Source organism: Chryseobacterium sp. ZHDP1 (assembly GCF_018603435.1).
Lineage (GTDB): Bacteria > Bacteroidota > Bacteroidia > Flavobacteriales > Weeksellaceae > Chryseobacterium > Chryseobacterium indicum.
The window spans coordinates 1,020,521-1,032,785 of the sequence record NZ_CP075682.1; the positions used below are offsets into that span (position 1 = coordinate 1,020,521).

Below are 12,265 nucleotides of genomic sequence, written 5' to 3' on the forward strand. Positions count from 1 at the left end.
GATAAACTACGGGCGGATAAAGCTGCCATAAAAAAATTACATCAATTCCGGATAAGAAATCAGCCGCTTTTCTCCTGTGTAGCATTTGTAAAGCGATGATGTGGTCATTTTTACAGCAACCAGCAACGGTCTTGTTTTGTCATCAATACGCACATCTTTGGTCGCAATCTGGAGAATATGCGCTTTAAATTCTTTCGTCAGTTCTTCGGTATCCGGATGAATTTTCAGCCATTGCATCACGAGTAAATCAACAAACGGACGATAAGGTTCCATTAAATCATCGGCAAGACAATACGGATTGTATTTATTTTTATGAAAAATGCCGAGAACAGGCAACAGTCCGGTTTCTACAATGGCTCTTGCCACAATGCTTCTAAGCACGGCATATCCAAAATTAAAAAACTGATTGGGTGAATCTCCAAAACGCTGTCTCAAAAAGTCCAGACTGATGAGGTATTTCCAGTAATGCTGCGCCGCAATCCCTTCCATATTCGTTATATCGCCGGATTTTACGTTTCTCTGATATTCAATCATCGGTTCGTAGTAATTCCCCAGTTTCATCAGTACATTTTTCTGGTTTTCGATCTTACATTCTACTGTCTGTTTCCAAAGCTGTTTTTTCAGCGGTTCACTGGCTTCCAACTGATCTTTTACGCGATCGGAATGCTCGGTATGCCCATACAGCGGAAGCATTATTCCGTGCGGTAAATGATGGGCATCACAACTCACTACCACGACACTATTTCCCATCATTTTCTGAATCAGATGGTGTGAAATGGTAATCTGATAATGATCCAGCATCAATAACCCCAAATCTTCCACAGGAACACTCCCCTTCTCCGTTTTGGTTTCCGGGCAAAGGATTTTCAATTGCTCGTCTTTGAGCTTAAGATAGGCGGGATTGCCGATGTAGATGGAGCGGGTGATCATACTATAAATGTTTTAATATTCTCCTATTTGAACTATCTTACCTAAATGATTAAGCCTTACTTTTACAATAGATCTCAAATTATTAGAGCTTTGAATTACTTTATATGACGTACCTCTTAACACAGAATTTACATCTACACTTGTTTCTAAATGATGTCTAAACCAAAATCCAGAAAGCAATGATCCGAACTTCTGCACTCTAAAAAGATTTTTAGAAATCAAACTCAGATTTTTATCATCAAATAAATCAACTTCTTTCGGATCAAAATCGTCTGATGGAAATAAAAACATTTCATTCTGTTTCATTGTAAATAAGAATTTCCAACCTAACTCAGAATTATATTCTTTGTCAATAATTGGTAAATTCTGATTTACTCTTTCTACAGCTTCATAAAAACTCACAACTTTCTCCTGTAGATTTCCATTTTCATCTTCATAAATTGCAACGTGATGATTATTTCCTGTACTGACGAAATCAACGGCTATCTTTTGACCATTTTCGTCTAAAATTTCTTTTCCTAAATGATCTTTTTTATAATGTAAAGCTTCGGCATTATTAATTCCTGTAATAGTAACGGTCTTTATTGAAATTCCTTTTGATTTGTTAATCCAGATCGGATTCTTTTCCAAATCTGAAAAGGCTTCTTTAGAGTTTCCGTTAAATTCTTTTAATCTTTCAGTTAGAATATCGCGAACTCCTTTATCAATAACTTTTTCAATATTTTTAAAATCTTTAAAATTATCCGGATTAACAACTTTTCTGATGGTATAACCTGTTTCATACCAAGCTAAAGTTACGGTTTCAGGTAATTGCTCCGTTTTTTCAGCATTAAGAAATATTGGATTTTTAGAAATAATATTTTTCCCAGTGAATGCTTTTTTAGAATCTCCGCCAAACTCCTGTAATCTTTTTAGCAGAGCATTTTTGTATTTTTCATTTTGAACTTTCTGAATAGTTTCGAGATCAAATTTTCCAGATATTTTTTCTTCTTTTGTTTTAAGAAATTTCGAACTTCCGTAAATTGTTTCTTTATGAAGCTGTCCTCTCGGGGTTAGTTCTGTTTTTGCAATTATACTTCCCTTTTTCTTAATTTTATTAATATTTTTGGTAACTACTTTATTTTTAGCTTTATGAGAAATCAAAACTTCTTCCAATTGTTTTTTCGCTTCACTACGGAAATTTTTAATCGGTAATTTGAATCTTCTTTCTTTTGATCCGTTTTTCTTTTCTACAATTTCTGTAATGCTATTTTCAATATTTGTAATTATTTTATGTTCTTTATGAGCTTCATTTTTTCTTGCATTCAAATAATTCAGATATTGGATGTGACTGTGGGTGGTAAAAGCAACCGTTAAAGCATCCATTGCGTGATGGCGATGGTCATTTCTCTTCGTCCAATCAATGATTCTTTCTTTTTCCTCTCCTTTGGAATTTGCAATTAATTCCGTTAAACCTAATTTTCTGTACTTTTCGATATTAAGTTCTTTCATTGTGTTGACAAGATTCCAGTCTTCCCGAAGTTTATCGGTAATTCTTCCCGAAGTGGAAACCACAGAATTAGTAATTCCGAAAAGAATTTCTTTTGCTTTTTTAGCGATATATTGTGTATTTCTTAAATCTCTTTCAATGAATCCCTCTCCTATTTCAGAACCTTTTTTTTGTAGCTTTTCATATTTCGCTTTGGTTATAATACTTTTATCATAAAGATCTTTTATGACATTAAGAAATTTCTCTAATTTTTCCTTTCCTTCATTCTCAAGATAGTCGAAAGCCGTAAAATTTCCTTTTTTAAGATTAGCACTTCTCGGAACTAAAACTTTATTGGAAAAACTGTCATCAAAAAATCGAGATTGAGGAATGATGTGGTCAATATCGTATTTATCTGTAAATAAATTTTCTCTTTCAATTTTTACATCTGTATACAGATCTTTAAAGCCGTTATTTGCCAGTTCCAAGTATAATTTATAGCGAATAATATCATTTCTTGAAGGACTTTTTATGCCAAATTCTCTTTGCAAAACTTCTGCATATTTCTGATGCTGTATAGTCGCTTTGTTAATTTCAGAAGTCATTGTAGCTCGTTCTTCCGCATTAAGTTTGAGTTCGCGTGCTAGTTCAATTCTTACTTCATCTGGTTTTCCGTATTCTTTGATTATTTCATTGACCAGATTGATCATTTGATTCAAAATCTTTTCAACGACTGGATTTCGTAAAGAATTTTTAGGAAGAATATCTAATTGTTCTTTCAAAATCCGGTTCTCCAATTGCTCTTTGGTCAAAGAATTTTTAGAATGATTGTAACCTGCATAATTACATGCTACGCTGTATTTATGTTCTTTAATGTAAGGATAAATCTTTCGCATTGCCTTAGAGCTCAAACTTCCATAATCCTGAGAAAAACTAATTTCAGCTAATATTTTGGAATGTTCTTTTTTGAAACCAAATTTCCTCTCCAATAATTCATACAATTTTTCGTTTCCGGAAGGAGAATCATCGCCTTCATAGGAATATAATAAATGCCATAGCTGATAAGAAGCCTGTTTTTCAAAATTACTTCCTTCCAACTCCGGATTAGAATCCAGAATAGATGTATCAATTCCTAATTCTGAAAGCTTTTCTCTGACAAATAATTTTATGACTTCTGCCGAAGCATTTATTTTAGAAACTTTAATTTCGTCATCAATGGTTAATTTAAATTCTTTTGGAAATTCTATCCCTTCACTCGCAATAATCTTTAAAAAAGCAGTATATAAATTTTCATTAGTATAATTTCCTTCAATATCTTTGAAATTAGTTTTCCATTCTTTTCCTGAATATCCAACAAGATCTAAAACATCTTTTGCAGAAAGCTTTCCTTTGATATTCACCTCATCAAAAATAGATTGCTTGAAATCTAAATCTACTGGGAATATTTCCTTTGTATCTAAATTTTGAAATTGTAAATTATTCAGAACCTGCCAGATTTTAAATTCCTGAAACAAAGGAGATGATTTTGGAGCAACTTTTAGCCCAACGGTTTTCTTTTTTGTTTTTCCATTTTCTGTAATTTCAATTTCCCTGTTTTCAAACTCACAGATACTGATTAATCCTTTCTGTGATTTGAGTTTCCTTTGATAGAAAATGATAATATCCCGAATTTCTTCCTTTAATTCTTTCGTTAATTCTTTATAATGTTTTGATTGAGTTTCCCATATCTTCTCAAATTCATTTAAGTAATCCTGTCTGTAGAAAACCTGATTTTTAAGCTTTGTATGAGGGTTTTCTTTCAACTGCTGAAATAAATACTCTCCAACTGTTTGATTATGAAAATAAAGCTCTTTACTTCGATCACTAATCGCACCTAAATAACCGCTAGAATTATTCAGATTGCTGTTAATTTCCTGAAATACAACAGCCAGACTTTCAAAATCCAATTGCTTTTTTACCGCTTCGCTTCTCCAAAAGTATTTTTCAACTTTCTTCTCCTGCATTGTTCCAGTTTGCTTGATTCCAACGAGAGAAAATGGCTCTTTCAGAATTGCCCAAGTTGCATTTTTATTTTTGCCTTGTAATTCTTTATAAAGGTCATCGGTTAAAATTTCTGAATAATATTGTTTCTGAAAATCCCATACTTTATCAAATTCAGCCTGTAAATCTGAACGGTAAAAATCTGGCAACTGTTTTTTCCCCTGCTGTAAAAGTTGATATGAATATTCTCCAGGTGTTAAATTTTCTTCATACAATTTTTTGGCAACAGCCATTCCGTCTACAATCTGTCCTTCATCTTCATTTTTAGCTTTGCGGCTGCTTTTATACCCTCTTTTTTTATTGATAAGAAGCAAAACTCTGGCAAATTCTGAAAGTTCTATTTTTTCTTTTGCTGCTTTCGCTCTTAATTCATGAGTTTGGAATGTTGAATTTTCACCAACTTCGGCAAGTAAGTCAGATTCTTTAAGAATATTATTTTTCTTTAAAACATCAATAAGATTGGCTCTTCTTAACTTAAATCTCTGAAGATTCCTTCTTGCACTTCTGGCTAAAGTTCTTCCCGCATTAGTTGTAATTGGTTTTCCTTTTTCAAAATTTAATTGTTCATCAACAGTTAATGGATTTACACGAACCCCTAATTTGATGATTTTATTGTTTTCTAAATTTTCAGAATCCTCCTGAACGTAAGCCCAGCCAATTGATGAAACTCCTAAGTCCAGTCCGAGTATATTTTTAATCATAAGTATCAGTTTTTTGAAGTAAATAAAAATAGTAAGAAAAAAAATATTAAAAATGAGGTTTTCCGTAAACCATTCAAAGAAATTTTCTTTTATATTTGTACCAATAATTTTGAAAGCAATTCACAATAAGGATTATTCCGTTGTGAAAACATTTAAGGCGGGGTAACTCGCCTTCTTTATTTTATAACAAATCGTACAATTTTAGTATATTTGCAAAACAATTAGGCAGCTAAAAAAACTGCCCAATTGAAATGTTTTTATTTACGCTTTTTGCAATAAAAACAGAAAGGCTTAGATAGATGAACTATCTTTTTGCTTCGCCAATGTCTAAATGAACGAAAGCAAATAAGGTTTTTTAATTCCATTTCAATAAATTAAAAAATTAAACATTTAATTCTAAGTTACAATCCTTTGATGCGCCAACATCGAGGGATTTTTCGTTTTATCCATCTCCAAATTATGGAGGTTATCATTCTTAATAATTTAAAAGCAAGTCACAACCGATTCAATCAGCCTAATGAAGTAAGTTATTGAATCATTGGAATTACAAATATATAAAAAAATTAAATACATACAACATAAGGCTATTGAATCGGAAATTATAAAAAAGCAACAGTTATAAAATAAACTATATTATAAAAAAAGCCGCCTCAAAAAAGGCAGCTTTACAAGTCTGAAATATCTAACAATATTATTTTTTAGCTTTTACATCTACAGCGATTTCGATGTCTTTGCTGATCATCCATTCTGCAGGATCCGCTTCAGAAGTTCCGAATTTAATTCCCCAGTCTGCTCTGTTCACCGTGAATTTAGCCTGGATTGCCGCTGAGTTTTCCGTTACATCCACTTTTGCAGGGAATGTTACATTCATTGTTTTTCCGGATAAAGTAAGGTTTCCGCTTACCGTTTTGTTAGCTCCTGCTACCCCATCTTTTGGAGCTTCCTTAAGATCTGCTACGCTTGTAATTTTGAAATCAGCCGTCGGATTTTTTGCCGTGTCGAAGAAATCAGGGTTTTTAAGGTGCGCTTCAAGATCTGCCGGTTTTTTATCTTTTTCCGTTACAGAAGCCGGATCTACTTTAATAGAGTTCATGTCGATCACAAAGTTTCCTGCCGTTACACCGCCGTTTTCAATGCTCAGATCTCCCGATTTTACCATTAAAGTTCCCCAACGCGGAGCCATTCCCCCTTTGTGGAATGCTTTCCAGTTTACCACAGAACCTACTGTATCTACAGGCAAAACTTCCCCTTTGCTTTCTGCTACTTTCTGCTCGGTAGAAGTTGCTGCATTTTCAGCCGATTTTTCTTTGTTACAAGACGCTGCAAGCAATCCTACTGCAACCAATGCAATAACACTTAGTTTTTTCATATTATTTAAATTGTTTAAAGTTGATTCGTAATCTCTAAATTCCGGAGCCAAAAATAGAAAACATCCCACACTTTTATCTTATCATACATCAAGAAATAAGATTTCAGGGTTTCCGTTAATGCCTTTCCGCTAAAATAAGAATTATTAAATAGACATGGTACATTTAAAAATCTTTGTATCAGGTTTGTTTAAACCAATTATAAATTTAACCGCAAAAAAGCAAAACACTTTATCGGATCTATGTAAAGTATTTCAAAAGTTTGCAAAGAGAAAAATATTTGATTTTTTTAACTTACGTGCCCTTTTTTCATTTAGGTATTAAACTTAAACAACTAAAGTGTTTAAAAGCGTATTAAATTTATAATTTATTTTTACCTTTAATAAGTTAAGCCTCTTTGTTAAATTTAAATAAGACAATAAAGCTTTTTAGAAATTAAAGTTTTTTAAAAACTCTATAGAGTTTTATCTGTGTAGACCCCATATTCGCAAGGCGTTCTGCGTTCCGTAGGAACGCTATCTTTAGAAAATTTATCGTATTTAAGATATCAATACTATGGATGGATTGACGGATTTATTCTTATTTCTACACAGATTCTGCTCCTAAAGGAGCAAACTCTTTTACTTTAAACAACTTCATAATGTAGTTAAATTTAAAATGTGTTTACAAAAGACATTTTGATTATTTTAGCCCTTTAAATTTTAAAATGAACACAACACAATACATACGGCAATCCCTCAATATATCCGGAAAAAACATCAATTCCACTTTAGAACTATTGGCGGAAGACTGCACCATCCCTTTCATTTCCCGCTACCGAAAGGATAAAACCGGAAACCTTGACGAAACACAGATTGAACAGATTTCAAAACTCAGTAAACAGTTTGAAGAAATTGTAAAAAGAAAAGAATCCATCTTAAAATCGATTGAAGAACAAAACGCTTTAACGCCGGAACTGAAACAGAGAATTGAAGAAAGTTTTGATATTCAGGAAATTGAAGATCTTTATTTACCTTTCAAAAAAAGAAAGAAAACCAAAGCCGATGCAGCGAAAGAAAAAGGGCTGGAACCTTTAGCGAAAATGATTATGAGCCAGAAAGTTCAGGATCTGCAGTTTTTGGCTTCAAAATATCTGAACGATCAGGTTGCCTCCGAAGAGGAAGCTTTGCATGGCGCAAGAGACATCATGGCAGAATGGATCAACGAAAATATGTATGTGAGAAAAAATCTACGCCTATTATTTCAGCGAAAAGCGGTGGTTACTTCAAAAGTGGTGAAAGCCAAAAAAGATGAAGAAGACGCACAGAAATTCTCTCAGTATTTCGAATGGGAAGAAAACCTGAACAGAACCCCTTCTCACCGCCTTTTAGCCATGTTAAGAGCCGAATCCGAAGGTTTTGTGAAAACCAATGTCGGAATCGATAAAGAGGAAGCCATTGAATTTATTGAAAATGCCATCATCAAATCCAACAATGAAACATCGGAACAGATTTCACTGGCGATCAAAGACAGCTACAAAAGATTACTGGAACCCGCAATCTCCAACGAAACCTTACAGGAAGCCAAAGAAAAAGCTGATAAAAAAGCCATTGAGATTTTCTCTGAAAACCTTACACAGCTTCTTCTTGCGCCGCCTTTGGGAGAAAAAAGGATTCTGGCGATCGATCCGGGTTACAGAAGCGGCTGTAAAGTAGTCTGTTTAGACGAAAAAGGCGATCTGCTCCACAACGAGACCATTTATCCGCACGCTCCGCAAAACGAAAGCGGAATGGCAATGAAAAAAATCCGTTCTATGGTAAATGCCTATAACATTGAAGCCATTTCCATCGGAAACGGAACCGCAAGCCGCGAAACCGAGTTTTTCATCAAGAAAATTGCATTCGACAAACCTTTACAGGTTTTCGTTGTTTCGGAAGCCGGAGCTTCGGTGTATTCTGCAAGTAAAATTGCGCGTGAAGAATTTCCAAGCTATGACGTGACGGTTCGCGGATCGGTTTCTATCGGAAGAAGACTGGCGGATCCGTTGGCAGAACTGGTAAAAATCGATCCGAAATCCATCGGAGTCGGACAATATCAGCATGATGTGGATCAGACTCAGTTAAAAAACGAACTCGATTCTACAGTGATGAAATGTGTAAATTCTGTAGGAATCAATCTGAATACAGCAAGTAAATCTTTATTAAGCTATGTGTCGGGAATCGGCGAGAAAATGGCAGAAAACATTGTGAACTACCGTACTGAAAACGGAGCTTTTGAGGACAGAAAGCAGCTTAAAAAAGTTCCGAGGCTGGGAGAAAAAGCTTTTCAGCAGGCAGCCGCATTTGTAAGAATCCATAATGCCAAAAATCCGCTGGATAATTCTGCCGTACATCCCGAAGCTTACGGAATTGTTGAAAAAATGGCAAAAGATTTAGGCATAAAAACCAATGAACTGATTGCCAATAAAGAAAAAATTGCACTGATAAAACCCGAAAACTACATCACCGGAGACATCGGAATTTTAGGAATCAAAGACATTTTAAAAGAGCTTGAAAAACCGGGACTGGACCCAAGAAAAGCGGCTAAAGTTTTTGAATTTGATCCGAATGTAAAAAGCATCAAAGATTTAAAAACAGGAATGATTCTGCCCGGAATCGTCAATAATATCACGGCTTTTGGCTGTTTTGTAGATCTGGGAATCAAGGAAAGCGGATTGGTTCATATTTCCCAGTTAAAAGACGGCTTTGTTTCCGATGTGAACGAAGTGGTAAAACTGCATCAGCACGTTCAGGTAAGAGTAACGGAGATTGATGAGGCGAGAAAAAGAATTCAGCTGAGTATGGTTTTGTAAATGTTTTTATCGGAAATTAAAGAAAGCCATTCCCATACATCCTAAAAATCGAAAGATAAAAAGTAATGACAGACTCTAAGCAAAATAATTTAAAACGAAGCAAAGAAATTACTGCCGAATATTTCGCTTTTCTGGACCAGCATATCGAAGAGGTGATAAGCGGAAATATCAGCGATTTCCTGAAACTCAACCAAATTGCCAAAATACTGCATGTTTCTCACTCGCATCTTTCTGACACTCTGCAACGGGAAACCGGACATCATCCCTGTTATTTTTACGATCTTAAAATTGCAGATAAAGCCAAATTTCTTTTGACAGATACCGAGTTATCGATTGCTGAAATTGCAAAGAAACTAACCTACGATCCATCGAACTTCGGTAAGTTCTTTAAAAAATGGACAGGTGAAACTCCGGGAAATTTCAGAAAAGAGAATAAACTTCCGAAAAGTTCACCATATTTTTAAAATTTATCTTCTCGAAATTTGTAAAAAATTAAAAATTTACAAATTATGTCAAGAAACGATTTAAAAGGAAAAGTAGCAATTGTAGGAGGCGGTGCCAAAAATTTAGGAAGATTAATTTCTTTGGATTTTGCAGATAAAGGAGCTAAAGTGGTGGTTCATTTCAATAGTGACAGTACCAGAGCAGATGCGGAGAAAACAGTAGCAGATATTACTGCAGCAGGCGGTGAAGCATTTATGTTTCAGGGAGATTTAACAGTTGTGGAGAACAACACCAGACTGTTTGATGCAGCTATTGAAAAATACGGAAAAGCAGATATTGCAGTAAACACGACAGGGATGGTTATTAAAAAACCGATTGTACAGGTTACCGAGGAAGATTATGATAAAATTTTTGCTGTAAATGCTAAAGCGGCATTCTTTTTTATGCAGGAAGCCGGAAAAAAACTATCCGATAACGGTAAAATCTGTACCATTGTAAGTTCACTTCTGGCAGCTTATACAAGCGATTACGCCATCTATCCGGGAAGCAAAGCCCCCATAGAACACTATACCCGTGCTGCTTCAAAAGAATTTGGCTCAAGAGGAATTTCTGTTACTGCCGTAGGTCCGGGTCCGATGGAAACGCCGTTTTTCTATGGTCAGGAAACTGCAGATTCGGCGGCTTACAATAAATCTGCAGCGGCGTTAAGCAGTTTTAGCAAAACAGGATTAACCGATCCTGAAGATATTGTTCCTTTGGTTACTTTTCTGGTAACAGACGGATGGTGGATTACGGGACAAACTATTTTTGCCAACGGAGGATACACCACAAGATAAAATTAAGTAAATTCGTAAAATTAAAATGGATGATTGATTTCGATGATCCATTTTTTTTAATTAAAAAAACACATTATGATTTTAAAACTAATAAACTCAGTCCTTATTCTCATTGCTATATGTATGGGAGTGAAGCAAGGGTACGCCATGTTTTCCGGTAAGCCGGAAATGCTGGAAATGTTCGGCAAATGGAATTTCTCTAAAACTGCGGTGATGATAAACGGTGGTACTACAATACTGGCAGCCGTTCTTATTCTTTTTCCAAAAACCTTTGTCTGGGGAAATTTTCTAATGGCAGCCGGAATTTTAATGATTATCTGTCTGCAATTAGTAAGCAAAGATCTGAAAGGGGCATCCATAGAACTCCCTTTTCTGTTGCTGAATTTAGTGATTCTTTATTTCCAGCATCCCCTTAACAAAGCGTAAAAGACCATCTTTAAATTCTCATGCATTCCCCTTTCAGTAACCGGTTTTACTGCTTGCGGACAATCTGCTACACAAAAAAACAGCCATTCAGACAACTCAAAAAATACGATAATGGATACCCAAAAACTTACCAACGAAACGGTAAAAAATGCTTTTGAAGCATGGAAAAATGGCGACAGTAAAACATTTTTATCATTTTTTGCAACAGATGTACAACTTTTCGACGATGGCAATCCGAGAGACTTTCAAAAGTTTGTAAAAGATGCCTGCGGACACGAAAAATTTACAAGTATTGAAAAAGTGGAAAACGAAGGAAGAGACATTACAGGAAATTTTCATAGCGAACGCTGGGGCAATTTTAAAACCTATTTTAAATTTCACATCAATGCCGGAGGAAAAATAAATCGTCTGGATATCGGACAAGCCAATTAATTGAAAATGATTAAAAACATAAAGCCCTTTTTACAAAAGAAAAAATATGAATTATTGCTTTTTGCATTAATTCAACATCTTTTCATAGCCATTTTTTTAAGCGATCTGGCTTTTTACACAAAAGTAATCTGGCCTGTAAACATGCTGATTCTGGGTATGGCAAGTGTTGGCGTTTTTATAGAAAAAGGACGCTGGAAAAATATTTTACAAAAAATACTTTTCTTTCTTGTTGTAGCATTGCCGATAGGTTTAACCTTTTTGGGAAACAATCATTACTATTTTATTTTTTTAAATATCGGTTATGTTGTTTTCTTTATGTTTATTTTTTTGGAGGTGCTTAAATATTTAGTCAAACCCAGTTATATCAATACAGATATTATTTCGGCTTCGGGCTGCGGTTACTTTTTACTGATAGAAATCAGCACTTTTTTGTTCCAATTCTTCATTTATCAAGATCCTTCACCCTTTAAAGGAATTGATTTTTCAAGTCCGGCAAAAACGTATATTGATCTGGTTTACTTCAGTTCCATTACCCTTACTAGTATTGGCTTTGGCGATATAACTCCAAACGCCTACAATACAAAACTGATCACTTCTTTTTTTGGTATTGCAGGACAGTTTTACTCAGTGGTTTTGGTCGGTATTCTTATCAGCAAATTTTCCAGTAATTATAAATCATAAAGAGTTAGTGAAAGAAGCAGAATTTTTAACAGCCATCAATTTATCAGCCTCAATAAAGACATCATTGAAATCTTTAAATTGATAAAAAGCATCATCAAAACAACTAAAGT

The 12,265-nt window shown here is 34.6% G+C and carries 9 protein-coding genes; 6 read left to right on the top strand and 3 right to left on the bottom strand.

The features are described 5' to 3' along the window. Positions 1-36 precede the first annotated feature (36 nt). The 3 genes from cas1 to KKI44_RS04590 form a co-directional block, all read right to left on the bottom strand. Entirely contained in the window at positions 37-930 is an 894-nt protein-coding gene (cas1, locus tag KKI44_RS04580; protein ID WP_214590044.1) for a type II CRISPR-associated endonuclease Cas1, read from the bottom strand. Positions 931-942: 12 nt separating this feature from the next. Next, positions 943-5,136 carry a type II CRISPR RNA-guided endonuclease Cas9 gene (cas9, locus tag KKI44_RS04585; RefSeq protein WP_214591099.1) on the bottom strand — a complete coding sequence of 1,398 codons (4,194 nt, stop codon included), beginning with the start codon at positions 5,134-5,136 and terminating at the stop codon, positions 943-945. Positions 5,137-5,830: 694 nt separating this feature from the next. Then, positions 5,831-6,508 carry a YceI family protein gene (locus tag KKI44_RS04590; RefSeq protein WP_214590045.1) on the bottom strand — a complete coding sequence of 226 codons (678 nt, stop codon included), beginning with the start codon at positions 6,506-6,508 and terminating at the stop codon, positions 5,831-5,833. Positions 6,509-7,212: 704 nt separating this feature from the next. On the opposite strand from KKI44_RS04590, the gene KKI44_RS04595 reads away from it, so the two are divergent. The 6 genes from KKI44_RS04595 (at position 7,213) to KKI44_RS04620 (ending at position 12,155) form a co-directional block, all read left to right on the top strand. After that, positions 7,213-9,336: a Tex family protein gene (locus KKI44_RS04595; RefSeq protein ID WP_214590046.1), complete on the top strand. Its 2,124-nt coding sequence runs from the start codon at positions 7,213-7,215 to the stop codon at positions 9,334-9,336. Positions 9,337-9,401: 65 nt separating this feature from the next. Continuing rightward, entirely contained in the window at positions 9,402-9,800 is a 399-nt protein-coding gene (locus KKI44_RS04600; protein ID WP_214590047.1) for a helix-turn-helix domain-containing protein, read from the top strand. Positions 9,801-9,845: 45 nt separating this feature from the next. Continuing rightward, entirely contained in the window at positions 9,846-10,616 is a 771-nt protein-coding gene (locus KKI44_RS04605; RefSeq protein ID WP_214590048.1) for an SDR family oxidoreductase, read from the top strand. 75 nt (positions 10,617-10,691) lie between these two features. Then, positions 10,692-11,042 (top strand): DoxX family protein, encoded by a 351-nt coding sequence (locus tag KKI44_RS04610; protein WP_214590049.1) that lies wholly within the window; start codon positions 10,692-10,694, stop codon positions 11,040-11,042. A 111-nt stretch (positions 11,043-11,153) separates the two neighbouring features. Continuing rightward, complete coding sequence (locus KKI44_RS04615) at positions 11,154-11,474, top strand: hypothetical protein (RefSeq protein WP_214590050.1); 321 nt, start codon at positions 11,154-11,156, stop codon at positions 11,472-11,474. Between the two features lie 6 nt (positions 11,475-11,480). Further along, positions 11,481-12,155, top strand: coding sequence for an ion channel (locus KKI44_RS04620; RefSeq protein WP_250902157.1), 675 nt, complete (start codon positions 11,481-11,483; stop codon positions 12,153-12,155). The last annotated feature ends 110 nt before the right edge of the window (positions 12,156-12,265 follow it).